Origin of the sequence: Aquimixticola soesokkakensis, from assembly GCF_900172375.1 — a bacterium.
GTDB classification, from domain to species: domain Bacteria; phylum Pseudomonadota; class Alphaproteobacteria; order Rhodobacterales; family Rhodobacteraceae; genus Aquimixticola; species Aquimixticola soesokkakensis.
The window spans coordinates 133,643-148,330 of record NZ_FWFS01000005.1 but is presented as its reverse complement, the minus strand read 5'-3'; the positions used below and the strand labels follow the sequence as shown (position 1 = coordinate 148,330).

Sequence of the window (14,688 nt, the reverse complement as noted above, 5' to 3'; positions counted from 1 at the left end):
AAAAATCCACGCCTCTGGCGCAAACTTGCGTGTCTGCCCGCGCGCGATCTGCACAGTATCTGCGCTTTTTCGAACCTTGCGCCCACTTGCAGCGATTGGCTGTGCGCCCTTAGATAGATGGCAACAGGGCAGGGCACCAAGAGGGCGCCACCTGCCGTCACAAGGATACTGTCATGAAAAATATCGGTTTTCTGTCCTTCGGGCATTGGGCGAACGAGCGTGGATCGCAGGTGAAATCAGCGTCGGATGTGCTTTTGCAATCCATTGATCTGGCACAGGTGGCCGAGGACTTGGGCCTTGATGGGGCGTATTTTCGCGTCCACCACTATGCGCAACAGCTCGCCGCGCCATTTCCGCTTCTGGCGGCCATCGGGGCGCGCACGCAGCGCATCGAGATTGGCACAGGCGTGATCGATATGCGCTATGAAAACCCGTTGTATATGGTCGAGGACGCGGGTGCGGCGGATCTGATTTCGGGCGGGCGCTTGCAGCTTGGCATTTCGCGCGGCAGCCCCGAACAGGTCGTCGACGGGTGGAAGTATTTCGGCTATCAGCCCGGCGAGGGCGAAACCTCTGCCGATATGGCCCGCCGCCATACGGAGGTCTTTCTGGATCAGATCGAGGGGCGCGGATTTGCCAAACCCAACCCGCGCCCGATGTTCCCCAATCCCCCCGGGTTGCTGCGCCTCGAGCCGCAATCTGCCGGGTTGCGCGAGCGGATCTGGTGGGGATCGGCGTCCAATGCCACCGCGATCTGGGCCGCAGAAAAGGGGATGAACCTGCAAAGCTCGACCCTGAAAGAGGACGAAGGCGGCGCGCCGTTCCATATCCAGCAAGCCGAGCAAATCCGCATCTACCGCGCGGCCTGGGCCAAGGCGGGCCACACGCGCCAGCCGCGCGTGTCGGTCAGCCGCTCGATCTTTGCGCTGATGAATGACGACGACCGGATGTATTTCGGCAACGGGTCGAAATCGGCAGACCAGATCGGGGTGATCGACAATATGCGTGCCGTATTCGGGCGGGGCTATGCCGCCGAGCCGGACAAGTTGATTGACCAGCTCAAGGGCGACGAGGCGATTGCCGCGGCCGACACGCTGTTGCTGACGGTGCCAAACATGCTGGGCGTCGATTACAATGCCCATGTGATCGAAAGCCTTCTGACCCATGTCGCGCCCGCTCTCGGCTGGCGTTAACCCCTGACTGGCCTGCGCGTGGCACAGGCTTCCTGCAGGCCCTCCGCCTGACTGAAAGGAATATGTGATGAGTACCGCCGACGCCCTGCGCAAATTGCGCGACAGCCTTCCTTTGAGTGCCCGTATGCCCGTGGTTTTTCTGGGCCATGGCACCCCGATGAATGCGATCAACGACACGGGGTTCAGCCGTGCGTGGAGCGCCCTGGGCCAAAGCCTGCCGCGCCCGCAGGCCATTCTTGTGGTGTCGGCCCATTGGATGACCCAGGGCACCACCCTTGTCGATGTCTCGGCCTTGCCGCGCACGATCCATGATTTCGGCGGCTTTCCCGAGGCGCTTTTTGCCCAGCAATATCCCGCCGCCGGCGCGCCGGAACTGGCGCGCGATGTGGTGTCCCTGCTGGCCAGCCACCACGCTCAGGAAGATGACACCTGGGGTCTGGATCACGGCGCGTGGACGGTGCTGAAGTTTCTGTACCCCGAGGCCGATGTGCCGGTGTTCCAGATCTCTATCGATATGTCCAAAGACCTTGCCTACCAGCTTGAGATCGGTGCGACGCTTTCGGCCCTGCGCGACCGCGGGGTGCTGATTTTGGGGTCCGGCAATATCGTTCACAACCTGCGCAGGCTCAGCAGTCGTCCGCAGGATTTCGCGCTCGCATTTGATGCGCAGTTTGCCGACCGGCTGGCGGCGCGCGATTTCGCCGCTTTGGGCGATCGCGCGCGCATGGGGGCGGTGTTTGCCCAGGCGCACCCGTCGGTGGATCATTATCTACCGGCGCTGACCATCGCGGGCGCATCCGACGCCCGCGATAATCTGACCTTCATGACCGAGAGCATCGACATGGGGTCGCTTTCGATGCGCTCGTTCGTGTTTCACGCTGCCTAGTCAAGCTTGCCCAGCACATCGCGCAGCGTGCCCACCAGCGTGTCGATCTGATCTTTGGTGATCATCAGCGGCGGGGACATGGCGATGATGTCGCCGGTGGTGCGGATCAGGATTCCTGCCTCATAGGCTTTGAGGAAAGCGGTAAAGGCACGTTTGGTCGGCTCGCCCGCGATGGGGTCAAGTTCAATCGCGCCGATCAGCCCTTCGTTGCGGATGTCGATGACATGGCGCGCATCGCGCAGGCTGTGCAGCGCCTCTTGCCAATAGGGGGCAAGGCTGGCGGCGTTTTCGAACAATCCTTCCTCGGCGTAGGTATCGAGTGTGGCGATCCCGGCCGCGCAGGCAATCGGATTGCCCGAATAGGTATAGCCGTGGAACAGCTCGATCATATGCTCGGGACCGTTCATGAAGGCATCATGCACCGCGCCGCTGGCCAGCACCGCGCCCATGGGGATGGTGCCATTGGTCAGCCCCTTGGCCGTGGTCATCAGGTCGGGCGTGACGCCGTAGTGCTGGGCGGCAAAGGGCGCGCCAAGGCGGCCAAAGCCGGTGATCACCTCGTCGAAAATCAAAAGAATGCCGTGTTTGGCCGTGATGTCGCGCAGGCGTTGCAGATAGCCCTTGGGCGGCAACAGCACGCCGGTGGAACCTGCCATCGGCTCGACGATCACGGCAGCGATCGTGTCGCCCCCGTGCAGGGTCACGATGCGCTCCAGCTCGTCGGCCAGATGCGCGCCATGCTCGGGCTGGCCCTTGGAAAAGCGGTTTTCGGGCAGATGGGTGTGGGGCAGGTGATCAACGCCCGCCAGAAGCGTGCCGAAATTCTTGCGGTTGGTGACGATCCCGCCCACGGAAATGCCGCCAAAGTTCACCCCGTGATAGCCGCGCTCGCGCCCGATCAGGCGGGTGCGCTGACCTTCGCCGCGCGCACGGTGGTAGGCCAGCGCGATCTTGAGCGCTGTCTCGACCGATTCAGAGCCGGAGTTGGTGTAGAACACATGGTCCATGCCCTCGGGCGCGATATCGACCAGACGGTTGGCCAGTTCGAAGGCAATCGGGTGGCCCATCTGGAAGGCAGGCGCATAGTCCATCTGTGCGACTTGCTTTTGCACCGCTTCGACGATTTTGGGGCGGCAATGGCCCGCGTTACAGCACCACAAACCGGCGGTGCCGTCCAGGATCTGACGCCCTTCGGAGGTGGTGTAATGCATGTCCTTGGCGGCGACCAGCATGCGGGGGTTGGCCTTGAACTGGCGGTTCGCCGTGAACGGCATCCAGAAGGCATCAAGGTCGTTGGCTTTATGATCATGCATGGCGGTGGTCCAAAATGGCGGGGTCAGTATGAAGCCCACAGGAGGCCCCGGGGGCGGCTTTGCCGACTATCGCGCATTTTACCGCTTGGTAAATAAAAATCTTAACGCGCGCGGGGAAAGCCGCGCGCGTTAAGACCTCAGTAAGGCAGACGCGCATTTTCTGGGCAGCCGCCTTGCACAAAGAGCATTTCTAATTCTGCGCTGCCGCATGCTAGAAAAGGACAACACAAGAACACATCGAAATTCTCCCAAACCCAAAAAGGGGAACACCATGGCTACTCTCGCTCAAAACACCAAATTCGCCCAACCGATCCTTGGCTTCTTTGCCGCCGCTGCAGCACAGGTCGGTGCTTTCTTTGACAGCCTCGCAAACGCAAATTCGCATATGATGCGCTACAAAGAACTCGACGCGCTGTCGGATGCGGAACTTGCCGAACTGGGCCTGACCCGCAACATGCTGGTCCACCACGTTTTCGGGTCGCTCAACTAAGCGCAACCCGCTTTCCAAGATCAAAAAGGCGCAGGGGAGATCCTGCGCCTTTTGTCGTTTTTGGGGGTGTTTGGTCGGAGTGTCGTTTGAGAGCAGGGTGGCACGCCCCTCAAGGGTCTTCACCAAAACGACAGGCAAACAAAACGGCGCTTGGCGTCACCTTCCAAAAGCTCGGACGGGACCCGAAGCTTTGAGGTGACGCCAAACGCCGCTGAAGTCTTGCTACCGGCTCAGCAATCACTGACCCGAAGATAACGGGTGGGCGATCAACCGTTCCAGGTGCGGATCGGACCGCAATCCATATGAACAAAGTTCGAACCGCGATAGGTGCCAACGCCGCCTGCGTTGCAGGTTTTCGCCGCGCCTGCCATCTGCGCAACCGAGCGCGATTTGAGACGCAAATCGGCCGCTTCGCCCTTCATGTGCAGCGAATTCTTCGCAACACCCGAAGAGCGCGAGCGCAGCATGTTGTTGGTTTCCGGCGAACGGTAGCCCGAGAGCAGCATATAGGGCTCGTCCGTGTCCATCAGGCTTTTGGAAGCGGCCATAATGTCCACGGTGCGCGGGTCCATGCCGATCATTTTGGAATTGCGCCAGTCGCGCATGAAATAGGTGATCTCTTTCAGGGCTTCCTGGATGTATTCACCTTCGATCCAGTAGATCGTGTCGATGCTTTCGCCGGTACGGCCCGAATACATCGAAATCCGGCGGATATCGCCCGCGCCGCGCAAAAAGCCGGCGGCATTGGCATAAGAGGGGGCGGCCACAAGTGTCGTTGCCGCGAAGGCGCGCAAAAGTCCGCGCCGCGAAAAGCCCGTTGAGCTCGTGTCTGTCATCTGTCCAAAGCGTCCCGTTCGCTTGCCTGTTTTCATGTGCCCGGCCTTATGGCGGCCGGATCGGTCTTTTACGGCGACCGAGTAACCGAACAACTCGTCACAGTTTCGGACCAGTCTCGCGTCGGGTGGCAGCCCCTGCGTGGTCCGGCACTGCCTGTTCGGGCACTGCCTCACCCTATCCCCAAGGTGTGGACCCGTTATGACACAGGACTATTCACGGACCAAGAGGGGGTTCCCGACGAATCCTTACCAAGGCGTGAAATCGGCAGATTTTTGCGCAAGTCCGGTTAACCATACCTTGCCACGGGCGCTGGCATGGTTGATTTTGCACAAGAATGCCGCAGTTCGCGATGTAATTTCCCGCCGTATGCCGTTTAGCGCGCGCCGGGCGAGGGGCGGGCGCGGGTCGGATTGGCGGAACGAACGCCGATTTACGGGTGTTTGGGTGTGACGCTGCCGTCACAAATTTTGACAACAGCGTCATAGGCAATGCATCGCGCGCCGATTATAGCCTATGAAGATCGGCAAGGACTGCGCCAAGGAGGCCATTCATGACCAAAGTTATTTCGCGCATTGATGATGTGCTCAACGATTGCGCCGCGCGCGCGCTGACAGGTGACAAACTGCGCGCGGTGGCTCTGCGGACGGCTCTGGCGCTTGGCGTGGCGGCGATGGCGCTTGGCGCGCCCCTTGCAACGCCGGTGGCGGCGCAAAACGCGACAGGTCAAAGCGGCGCGGGCCAGGCGGTGCAAGTGACGGCCTTCATGCAGGCCGTGGCCGAAGCGGCCTCGGATGACAGCGAGATTGCCGCCTTTTACCGCGCAACGAATTACCAGCCGATCTGGACCTCCAACAGCGCGCGCGATGCGTCGCGGCGGCGCGCTTTGCTGGCGGCGGTGCAGGCGGCGCCCGATCAGGGATTGCCCGCATTTGACACCACGCTGCTCAGTGCCAACATGCGCGCCATCACATCCGAGCGCGAGCAGGGGCAGGTTGAAGTCGCCCTGTCCAAATTGTTTTTGACCTATGCGCGCGATCTGCAGACCGGCATTCTGACACCCTCGCAGGTCGTGTCGGATATCAAACGGGTCGTGCCGCTGCGTGATGGCACCCAGACCCTGATCAATTTCACCAAATCCTCGCCCGCCGCCTTCCTGCGCGGCCTTGCGCCCAGCTCGCCCGAATACACGCGGCTGATGCGCGAAAAGCTGACGATGGAAAAGGTCATCGGCCAGGGCGGTTGGGGGCCGCAGGTGCCCAATGGAAAACTCGAGCCGGGGGCGAGCGGCGCAGGCGTGGTCGCGCTGCGCAACCGTTTGATGGCGATGGGGGATCTGGGACGGACCAATACTGCAACCTATGATGCGCAAATTCAGAAAGCGGTCCAGATTTTCCAGATGCGCCACGGTTTGGCCGCGGACGGGGTGGTTGGCGCCGGGACTTTGGCGGCGATAAATATCGAACCCGCGCAGCGTCTGGCGTCGATCGTGGTGGCCATGGAGCGCGAGCGCTGGATGAACATCCCGCGCACGGGGCGCTACATCTGGGTCAATATCACGGATTTCACGGCCAAGATCTATGACGACGACAAGCTGACGTTTGAAACGCGCTCGGTTGTGGGGGCCAATGATCGCGATCGCCGCACGCCGGAATTTTCCGACATGATGGAGCATATGGTGATCAACCCCTCGTGGAACGTTCCGCGCTCGATCACCACGAAGGAATATCTGCCCCTGATGCAAAAGAACCCCAATGCGGCGGGGCAGCTTGATATCGTGGACAATAACGGGCGGGTCGTGCCGCGCTCGGCCATCAATTTCAACGCCTATACGGCCAGCAACTTTCCCTACCGGATGCGCCAGCCGCCGTCGGACGGCAATGCGCTGGGGTTGGTGAAGTTCATGTTCCCCAACAAGTACAACATCTATCTGCATGATACGCCGTCGAAATCATTGTTTGCGCGCGAGAGCCGTGCTTTTTCGCATGGCTGTGTGCGCCTGAACGACCCCTTTGATTTCGCCTATGCGTTGCTGGCCAAGCAATCCAGCGATCCGGTGGGAGAATTCCAGTCCCATCTGCGCACCGGTCAGGAATCGGTGATTGCGTTGCAGACCGAAGTTCCGGTGCATCTGGTTTATCGCACTGCCATCAGCATGCCCAAGGGCGGGATGGAATACCGCACCGATGTCTACGGGCGCGACGCCGCGATCTGGGCGGCCTTGCAAAACGCCGGTGTGCAGCTGCGCGCTGTGGGCGGCTGATCCCGGATACAGAGGGCAAAGAAAGACGTTTGAAAAGGGCTGCCTGAAAAGGGCGGCCCTTTTTCGGTGCGGGGTGCGCGCTTTGGGGGCTGTGGCCGGGGTATTTGGGTCCGAAAGAAGCCAAATTGCGCTTCTGGACGTTCTGGGGTATGCGTTTTTCAAAGCCGGAGATGAGCCATGGTCGAGAAGAAGAACAATAGCGGGCGCGGTGCGCGTGATTTGCGGGTCAAAGTGAAATCCGCACGCGGGCGCAAGCTGTCCTCGACACTCTGGCTCGAGCGCCAGTTGAACGATCCCTATGTGCGGCGTGCACGCGCGGAGGGGTATCGGGGGCGCGCGGCGTTCAAGATTCTGGAACTGGATGATAAATACCGCTTTTTGGTGCCCGGCGCGCGCGTTGTCGATCTGGGCTGTGCGCCCGGGGGCTGGTGTCAGGTGGCCGTCAAGCGGGTGAATGCGCTTGGCGAGCGCAGCGACAAGAAGGTCGGGACGGTTTTGGGCGTCGATTTGCAAGATATCGAACCGATTGCCGGTGCCCAGACGCATACGCTTGATTTTCTGGACGAGGGCGCGGAAGAGCTGGTCAAGGACTGGCTGGGCGGGCCTGCGGATGTGGTGATGTCGGATATGGCGGCCTCGGCCTCGGGGCACCAGCAGACGGACCACTTGCGGATCATGACGCTCTGCGAGGCGGCGGCCTATTTTGCCTTTGATGTGCTGGTACCGGGCGGTACATTCGTGGCCAAAGTGCTTGCGGGGGGGGCTGAGGGCGATTTGCAAAAGCTGCTCAAACAGAAGTTCACCAAGGTTGTGAATGTAAAACCGCCTGCCTCGCGCTCTGACAGTTCCGAGAAATTCGTGGTTGCCACGGGTTATCGCGGCTAGGCACGTGATCTTGCGATGCGGGGGCGTTTCGTGCTGCGCGTGCAGCGTTGTGCTTGATTAATTTTTAACACTGTGATCGGGTAACCGGATTGGGGAGCCTTTCTTGGGGGCTTTGGGCATCTTCCTTGGGACGGGCAGATGAGTGATTGGATCATGGCAGAGGTGCCGGGCGCGCGTGTCGCGCTCGACCCGCAATTGGGAAATATCCGCGAATTGGTGCTGGGTGGCGGGCCGTTGCTGCACACCGCCCATTGGGTTGGCACCGAAGCGGCCAAAGACTGCGCCGCGCCCGTTGATGCCCATCTTGCCGGTGATTTCTTTTGTGCGCCCTTCGGGGCACATGGGATGGCGGGCGTGCCCCCGCATGGCTGGAGTGCCAACAGCGACTGGGCTGCCGTCACCCGCGCCCATTCTGCCGAGCGGGCGATTTTGCGACTGGAGTTGCAGCGCGAGGTGATGGGGGCGCGCATTGCCAAGGAAATCAAGCTGCGCGCGCATCATCCGACCCTCTATCAGACCCACCGGATCAGCGGCGGGCGGGGGCTTTTGCCCTTTGCGGCGCATCCGATGATCCGGATGCGCGCGGGCGGGCGGATTTCCACTTCGCCCAAGCGGTTGGCCTTTACGCCCCCCCAGCCCATCGGGGATGCAGAGCGGTTGAAGTATCCTGCCCAATCCACGGATATTACGGCCTTTCCCGCGCTTGACGGCTCTGTCGATCTGACGCGGTTTTCCTCCGGCACGGGCCATGAGGATTTCGTCACGCTGGTCGAGGCGCAAGGGCGCAGCTGGGGATGGACGGCGGTGGTGCGCAGCGCCGAGGAGGACATCGTGTTCTTTCTGAAAGACGCGCGGCTTGCGCCTGTGACCATGCTGTGGCTGTCCAACGGCGGGCGGTTTTCCAGCCCCTGGGACGGGCGGCACGAGGGCGTTCTGGGCATCGAGGATGGCCATGCTGCAGGCGGCTACACGCAGGCGCAGGCGCAAGCGGGCGAGACGCCGCTGGCCGATCTGGGGTTGGCGGGCGGTTTGGTTCTGGACCCCGACACGCGGTTTGATTTTCGTCACGCGATTGGCCGCATTGCCAAACCTGCGGGCTGGAAACAGATCGCTGACATTGCGCTCGAGGCGGACAAGCTGATCCTGAGCGAGGTCACGGGGGCGCAGATCACGCTGCCGTTCATGCGCGAATTCCTGAGTTTTTAGCGGCGCGGCGATTTTTTCGGGAACCCGGACCCTCGTCAGACGTTTTATCCATACCAAAAGGAACACAGCAACGCGCGTGCTGCGCGGCGATGACTTGGAAACCAATTGGAAACCAAGTTGCGTCGTCGCCCAAAGCAGGGGCGTTTGTTATCCCCGTGAGTCCTTGATGGGCCGGTCTGCAAGGATCGATCTGTTCGGTCGACTTTGGTCGGCCACCTGTGGTCCAAGGCGCGTCCCCGCCAAGGATCCTTTCGCGTCAACGGGCTGTCCCGCCCAAAGACACAAACCCCGAAGTCTGTCCCGGCTTCGGGGTTTTTCTTGTCTGATCAAACCCTTACTATCCTTCATTTTTCATTTTTGTGACAGGGGTCGGAACTTTAGCACGCCCTGCGGGTTGTCCTTGCAACGAGCCGATATGGTTCACAATTCAACTCTAGGAGGCTTACCATGCTTGGTTGGGCACTTACTTTTCTCGTCGTCGCACTGATTGCAGCCGCTCTTGGTTTTGGTGGTATTGCCGGTGCATCCGCTGGGATCGCACAGATTCTCTTTGTCGTGTTCCTGATCCTCTTTGTGGTCGCCATGATTGCGCGCGCTGTTCGCGGACGCCCGCCGGTCTAAACGATCCGTTCTGCGCAGCATGACGCTGCTTGAGTGACAAAAGGCCGCGCGATTGCGCGGCCTTTTTGCGTGCCGCACCCGGCAAATACGCCAAAAAACAGGTTACGGGCCAATAGGTTACACTTCGAGAATGGTGCAGGTGTTTTTCAGCGCGGCCTCCTGCAGCGCGCCCGACAGGGTTCCCCCGCAAATCACCCGCTCCACCTCATGCAGCTGCCCCCAGCGATGCGGCGCGTCGCGGCCGATTTTTGCGTGATCCATCACCAGGGTCCGTTCCTGCGCACATGCAAAAATCGCTTTTCGAGCGCGGATTTCATCAAGATTGAAGTCCAGCAAGTCGCCCTGCGCCGAAATCCCCCCCACGGAAAATATCGCGTGTTCGAACCGCAAACCCGCAAAGAATTCCGCGCTTTCCGCGCCGATGAAATCCATATCGCGCAGGCGCACATTGCCCCCCGCAAGCGTGATCTTGATGCCTGCCGCCAGTCGCAGCGCCATGACCACATGGATGTTGTTTGTGGCCACGGTCAGGTCTTTGTGGCCCACCAAAGCGCGGGCCACGGCCTCGACGGTGGTGCCGGTGCCCATGGCGACAGTGGCCCCGTGGGGAATAATCTGTGCCATCTTGAGACCGATGCGGGCCTTTTCATCGCGTGAGGCGGTGAGGCGGGGCTGGTAGTCGATGTTTTCGCTGGCCGTTGCAAGGGTCACGCCACCATGACGCCGCCGCACCATGCGCGCCTCGTCCAAAGCGCGCAGATCGGCGCGCAGGGTTTGCACCGTGACATCCAGCATATCCGACAGAGCGGTCGTTGAAAGTTCGCCGTAGCTTGACAGCAGGTTTACGATACGGTCGCGGCGGCGGGCGGTTTCCGTGATACTCATGTTCGTTCGAACCTATGATCCTCATTGCCGTACAATAGTTTCCGCCCAGCGCGTGAAACGCAATCTGCAATTTTTCATATATTTTTCGAATTGTCACAGAGCTGTAATATCCAGCCCCTAAAGCAGCCCGCGAGAGGTCGCCCCGTAGACTTCCTTTCGAACGAAAGCTCAAATATCAGGAGACACTGATGTCGCGTTCCCTTCTGGCTGCCACCCTCGTGCTGGCGCTTCCCGCTTTGGCTCAGGCCGAAACTCTGACTTTGTACACCTCCCAGCCCAATGAGGATGCGCAGAAAACGGTCGACGCCTTTGAAGCGGCCCATCCCGAAATCGAGGTCGAATGGGTGCGCGATGGCACCACCAAACTGATGTCGCGCATCGCCGCCGAATCCGAGGCCGGCCAGCCGCAGGCCGATGTTCTGTTGATCTCGGATATGGTCACGCTGGAAGGCATGGCGCAAGAGGGTCAGCTGGTCGCCTATGTGTCGCCCGAGGACGCCGCCTATGATGCCTCGCTTTACAGCGCGCAGGGCTACTACCATTCCACCAAGCTGATCACGACCGGCATCGTTTACAACACCGGCGCCGAGATGGTGCCGACCTCCTGGGCGGATCTGGTTTCCCCCGACATGGCCAATCTTGTCGCCATGCCGTCGCCGCTTTATTCGGGCGCGGCTCTCATCCATCTTGCGACACTGACGGGCGACGACAGCCTTGGCTGGGACTATTACGACGCGCTTGCAGCCAATAATGCCCGCGCCGAAGGCGGCAATGGCGGCACGTTCAAGGCGGTGGCCTCGGGCGAAAAACCCTATGGCGTGCTCGTGGACTACATGGCCCTGCGCGCACAGGCCGAAGGCTCGCCCGTGGGCTTCGTCATCCCCGAGGAAGGCGTCTCCTATGTGACCGAACCGGTGGCGATCATGGCCAGCACCGCCCATCTGGAAGCGGCGCAGACCTTTGTGGATTTCCTGCTGAGTGCGCAGGGTCAGGATCTGGTCGTCGACATGGGCTATATTCCCGCCCGCACCGGCGTGGCCAGCCCCGAGGGCTTTCCCGCACGCGACGAAATCAAGCTGATGGCCTTTGATCCAGCCCAGGCGCTGGCAGACTCCGAGGCCAACAAGGCGCGCTTTGCCGAGGTCTTTGGCGTTCAATGAGCCTGCACGCACCACATGCCCCCAACAGCCGGTCTTTGGACCGGCTGTTGCCGCTCTTGCTGTTGCCGGTGGCGCTGATCGCCCTTGGGCCGGTGGCCCGCCTGTTGCTTGAGGGCATCGGGTTCGGGGATGGCTTTACCACCCGCCACCTCACAACGGTGCTGACACGCCCCTCGACGGGCAGCGCGCTGACCCATTCGCTGGTCACCGCGGGCGGGGGCACGGTGCTGTCGATCCTGATCGGCGGGGCCTTTGCCTATCTCGTGGCGCTCACCGATCTGCGGGGCAAGGGGGGCTTGGTGTTCTGTCTGATGGTGCCGATGATGATCCCGCCCCAGATCACCGCGCTGGCCTGGATGCAGATGGCGGGTCCGTCTTCGACGCTGTTGAAAATTCTGGGCCTTGCGCCGCCCCTTGGCAGCCCGCAACCGCTGCATTCGCCCGGCGGGATTATCCTGCTGCTGGGGATTCAGCACGCCTCGCTGGTGTTTTTGACCCTGCGCGCGGGGTTGCGGATGATTCCGGCGGATCTGGTGGAGGCCGCGCGCATGTCGGGGGCAGGGCCGTTGCGGGTCTGGACCCAGACCGTTCTGCCCCTGTCCCTGCCGGCGCTGATCGCCGGTGGCGCGATGGCCTTTGTCACCGCCCTGGGCAACTTCGGCATTCCGGCGATGCTGGGCATCCCTGCGGGCTATGCCACCCTTCCAACGCTGATTTACCAACGGCTTGTGGGGATGGGGCCCTCGGTTTTGCCCGAAGTGGCGGTGCTGGCGCTGCTCATCGGGGGCGTCGCGATCCTCGGGGTGCTGGTCAGCCGCTCTGTGCTGACGCGCCGCCGCTTTGGCCTTGTGGGGCTGTCGGGCACGCCGCTGGCGCTGAGCCTCGGTGCGGCGCGCCGTCCGGTTGAAATCACCCTGTGGGCGTTCATTTTTGTCATCCTTGCGCTGCCGCTTCTGGCGCTGCTTGCGACCTCGCTTATTCCGGCCTACGGCGTCACGCTGACCTTTGGCAACGCCACCTTCGACGCCTGGCGCGAGGTGTTGGTCACCCAGCCCGTCACGCGCCGCGCCTATGGCAACTCGCTGATGCTGGCGACCTCTGCAGCGGCGGTGCTTTTGGCGCTCTGCCTGCCGCTGGCCTGGCTGATGGAGCGGCGCGCAAGCCGGTTCAGCCGCCTGCTCGACGCACTCATTGACCTGCCCTATGCGCTGCCGGGGGTTGTGCTGTCGATTGCCTGCATCCTGACCTTCCTCAACCTGCCGTTCACCGATCTGACGCTTTACGGAACGATCTGGATCATCCTGATGGCCTATCTTGCGCGGTTTTTCGTGGTCATGCTGCGCCCGATCCAGGCGAGCATCGCCCAGCTTGATCCTGCAATGGAAGAAGCGGCAGCGAGCGTCGGGGCGCGGGTGGGGCGGCGGTTGCGCGATATCGTTTTGCCGCTGGCAGCCCCTTCGGCGGCGGCGGGGGCAATCCTTGTGTTCCTGACGGCGGTCAACGAGCTGACCGTCTCGGCGCTGCTGTGGTCCTCGGGCACCGAAACATTGGGCGTGGTCATCTACAATCTCGAAGACAGCGGCGACACGGTCATGGCCTCGGCTCTGGCGATGTCCATCGTGCTTCTCATCGTCGTTTTGATGGGGCTGGTCCAAGCCGGCGCCCATCGGTTTCCAAAAGGGGTGATCCCGTGGCAGAGCTAGGCTTTCGCAATCTTTCCAAGACATTCGACGGCGCTGCGGCGTTGCAAGACATCAACGCCCAGATCAAATCGGGGGAATTTGTCGCCCTGTTGGGACCCTCGGGCTGTGGCAAGACCACGCTGTTGCGCCTGACAGCCGGGTTTGAACAGCCCAGCGCAGGGGCGATTTCGCTGGGTGGACAGACCGTGGCGGATGCCGCGCGGGCGGGGAGTTTTGTGCCACCCGAGGCGCGCGAGATAGGCATTGTCTTTCAATCCTATGCGCTGTGGCCGCATAAAAGCGTGGCGCAGAATGTCTCCTATCCGCTGGAGGTACGCCGGGTGCCACGCGCCCAGCGCGCAGCGCGCGTCGAAGAGGCGCTGGCGCTCACAGGGCTGAGCGGCCTTGCCGATCGCAGCCCCGCGCAGCTTTCGGGCGGGCAACGCCAGCGGGTCGCTCTGGCGCGCTGTCTGGTGTTTGATCCGCGTGCTGTCCTGCTCGACGAGCCACTGGCAAATCTGGACCTCGCGCTGCGCGCCTCGATGCACGAGGTGTTTTCGATGTTTCACCGCCGCACCAAGGCCACGATGCTCTATGTGACCCACGACCAAAGCGAAGCGCTGGCGCTTGCGGATCGCGTGGCGGTGATGGCGGCGGGCAAAATCCGCCAGTTCGCCAGCCCCGAAACGCTTTACCGCGCGCCGCTGGACTGCTTTGTGGCGGGGTTTGTGGGCGAGGGGGCGGTCGTGGCGCTGCAGGCCGCAGGTCCGGTTTCCAATGCCTTTGGCGCGCGCGACGGCGCGCAGTGCGATGTCACGGTTTTCGGCCAGACCCTGCGCGCGCGCAGCACCCAAGACTCCCCGACCCACGTCAGCATTCGCCCCGAGTCCCTGCGCCTGTCACAAGACGGTGCCGTTCGGGCGCGGGTGATCGGCTGCACCTATCAGGGGGGGCGGTTTCGCCTGAGCCTTGATACCGGCGGCGAAACGCTTGTGGCCTTTGCACCCCGGCGCGCCGCGATCGGGGAAACGCTGGGGGTGGAATTGCACGATCTCTGGGCGTTTCACGACCCCAAAGCCGCCCGCAGCGATGTGCTGATGCAGCGGGCACTCGCCCATGTTTGAACCTGCACAAAGGTGTTGCGCGCCTCAAACCGCGCCCGAAGCCGCCCCCAATACCCTGCGCGACGCGACCCGCAGGACGCGCGCCGCAGCGCAGGTCGTCGCCCCTTGGGTCGAGGTGCTCTCGGGACTGGGCGAAAAAGGTCCGG

13 protein-coding genes are annotated in these 14,688 nt (G+C 62.0%); 10 read left to right on the top strand and 3 right to left on the bottom strand.

Going from position 1 to position 14,688, the window contains the following annotated elements; translation table 11 throughout:
- Positions 1 to 173: 173 nt before the first annotated feature.
- Together AQS8620_RS07890 and ygiD are read left to right on the top strand one after the other, a co-directional pair.
- Positions 174 to 1,193, top strand: coding sequence for an LLM class flavin-dependent oxidoreductase (locus AQS8620_RS07890; protein WP_085836306.1), 1,020 nt, complete (start codon positions 174 to 176; stop codon positions 1,191 to 1,193).
- A gap of 67 nt (positions 1,194 to 1,260) precedes the next feature.
- On the top strand, positions 1,261 to 2,079 hold the full coding sequence (gene ygiD / locus AQS8620_RS07885) for a 4,5-DOPA-extradiol-dioxygenase (protein ID WP_085836305.1): 819 nt from the start codon (positions 1,261 to 1,263) through the stop codon (positions 2,077 to 2,079).
- On the opposite strand, the gene aptA is transcribed toward ygiD, so the two are convergent.
- Positions 2,076 to 3,392, bottom strand: a complete 1,317-nt coding sequence (gene aptA, locus AQS8620_RS07880; RefSeq protein ID WP_085836304.1) for an omega-aminotransferase AptA — start codon at positions 3,390 to 3,392, stop codon at positions 2,076 to 2,078. The genes ygiD and aptA overlap by 4 nt on opposite strands.
- A gap of 271 nt (positions 3,393 to 3,663) precedes the next feature.
- Here aptA and AQS8620_RS07875 point away from each other — a divergent pair, with 271 nt between their 5' ends.
- Positions 3,664 to 3,882, top strand: coding sequence for a DUF1127 domain-containing protein (locus tag AQS8620_RS07875; protein ID WP_159453218.1), 219 nt, complete (start codon positions 3,664 to 3,666; stop codon positions 3,880 to 3,882).
- Positions 3,883 to 4,148: 266 nt separating this feature from the next.
- Here AQS8620_RS07875 and mepK read toward each other — a convergent pair whose 3' ends face one another.
- Positions 4,149 to 4,718 (bottom strand): peptidoglycan L,D-endopeptidase MepK, encoded by a 570-nt coding sequence (gene mepK, locus AQS8620_RS07870; protein WP_085836302.1) that lies wholly within the window; start codon positions 4,716 to 4,718, stop codon positions 4,149 to 4,151.
- Between the two features lie 671 nt (positions 4,719 to 5,389).
- Between mepK and AQS8620_RS07865 the strand changes: the two genes are divergently transcribed.
- The 4 genes from AQS8620_RS07865 to AQS8620_RS07850 all read left to right on the top strand — a co-directional run bounded on the left by AQS8620_RS07865 (position 5,390) and on the right by AQS8620_RS07850 (position 9,691).
- Positions 5,390 to 6,979, top strand: coding sequence for a L,D-transpeptidase family protein (locus tag AQS8620_RS07865; RefSeq protein ID WP_085836422.1), 1,590 nt, complete (start codon positions 5,390 to 5,392; stop codon positions 6,977 to 6,979).
- 177 nt (positions 6,980 to 7,156) lie between these two features.
- Complete coding sequence (locus AQS8620_RS07860; protein ID WP_085836301.1) at positions 7,157 to 7,864, top strand: RlmE family RNA methyltransferase; 708 nt, start codon at positions 7,157 to 7,159, stop codon at positions 7,862 to 7,864.
- A 138-nt stretch (positions 7,865 to 8,002) separates the two neighbouring features.
- On the top strand, positions 8,003 to 9,070 hold the full coding sequence (locus AQS8620_RS07855) for a hypothetical protein (RefSeq protein WP_085836300.1): 1,068 nt from the start codon (positions 8,003 to 8,005) through the stop codon (positions 9,068 to 9,070).
- A 447-nt stretch (positions 9,071 to 9,517) separates the two neighbouring features.
- Positions 9,518 to 9,691, top strand: a complete 174-nt coding sequence (locus AQS8620_RS07850) for a DUF1328 domain-containing protein (protein ID WP_085836299.1) — start codon at positions 9,518 to 9,520, stop codon at positions 9,689 to 9,691.
- Between the two features lie 117 nt (positions 9,692 to 9,808).
- On the opposite strand, the gene AQS8620_RS07845 is transcribed toward AQS8620_RS07850, so the two are convergent.
- Entirely contained in the window at positions 9,809 to 10,576 is a 768-nt protein-coding gene (locus AQS8620_RS07845) for a DeoR/GlpR family DNA-binding transcription regulator (protein ID WP_085836298.1), read from the bottom strand.
- A 188-nt stretch (positions 10,577 to 10,764) separates the two neighbouring features.
- Between AQS8620_RS07845 and AQS8620_RS07840 the strand changes: the two genes are divergently transcribed.
- The 3 genes from AQS8620_RS07840 to AQS8620_RS07830 are packed head-to-tail and all read left to right on the top strand — an operon-like array spanning position 10,765 to position 14,542.
- Positions 10,765 to 11,736: an ABC transporter substrate-binding protein gene (locus AQS8620_RS07840; RefSeq protein WP_085836297.1), complete on the top strand. Its 972-nt coding sequence runs from the start codon at positions 10,765 to 10,767 to the stop codon at positions 11,734 to 11,736.
- Complete coding sequence (locus AQS8620_RS07835) at positions 11,733 to 13,439, top strand: ABC transporter permease (protein WP_085836296.1); 1,707 nt, start codon at positions 11,733 to 11,735, stop codon at positions 13,437 to 13,439. The genes AQS8620_RS07840 and AQS8620_RS07835 overlap by 4 nt, the downstream gene beginning before the upstream one ends.
- Positions 13,427 to 14,542, top strand: coding sequence for an ABC transporter ATP-binding protein (locus tag AQS8620_RS07830; RefSeq protein ID WP_085836295.1), 1,116 nt, complete (start codon positions 13,427 to 13,429; stop codon positions 14,540 to 14,542). Before AQS8620_RS07835 ends, AQS8620_RS07830 begins: the two co-directional genes overlap by 13 nt.
- Positions 14,543 to 14,688 lie beyond the last annotated feature (146 nt).

Coding starts and splice junctions, on each gene's coding strand:
- AQS8620_RS07890 (WP_085836306.1), top strand. CDS start 174: ATGAAAAATATCGGTTTTCTGTCCTTCGGGCATTGGGCGAACGAGCGT.
- ygiD (WP_085836305.1), top strand. CDS start 1,261: ATGAGTACCGCCGACGCCCTGCGCAAATTGCGCGACAGCCTTCCTTTG.
- aptA (WP_085836304.1), bottom strand. CDS start 3,392: ATGCATGATCATAAAGCCAACGACCTTGATGCCTTCTGGATGCCGTTC.
- AQS8620_RS07875 (WP_159453218.1), top strand. CDS start 3,664: ATGGCTACTCTCGCTCAAAACACCAAATTCGCCCAACCGATCCTTGGC.
- mepK (WP_085836302.1), bottom strand. CDS start 4,718: ATGACAGACACGAGCTCAACGGGCTTTTCGCGGCGCGGACTTTTGCGC.
- AQS8620_RS07865 (WP_085836422.1), top strand. CDS start 5,390: ATGGCGCTTGGCGCGCCCCTTGCAACGCCGGTGGCGGCGCAAAACGCG.
- AQS8620_RS07860 (WP_085836301.1), top strand. CDS start 7,157: ATGGTCGAGAAGAAGAACAATAGCGGGCGCGGTGCGCGTGATTTGCGG.
- AQS8620_RS07855 (WP_085836300.1), top strand. CDS start 8,003: ATGAGTGATTGGATCATGGCAGAGGTGCCGGGCGCGCGTGTCGCGCTC.
- AQS8620_RS07850 (WP_085836299.1), top strand. CDS start 9,518: ATGCTTGGTTGGGCACTTACTTTTCTCGTCGTCGCACTGATTGCAGCC.
- AQS8620_RS07845 (WP_085836298.1), bottom strand. CDS start 10,576: ATGAGTATCACGGAAACCGCCCGCCGCCGCGACCGTATCGTAAACCTG.
- AQS8620_RS07840 (WP_085836297.1), top strand. CDS start 10,765: ATGTCGCGTTCCCTTCTGGCTGCCACCCTCGTGCTGGCGCTTCCCGCT.
- AQS8620_RS07835 (WP_085836296.1), top strand. CDS start 11,733: ATGAGCCTGCACGCACCACATGCCCCCAACAGCCGGTCTTTGGACCGG.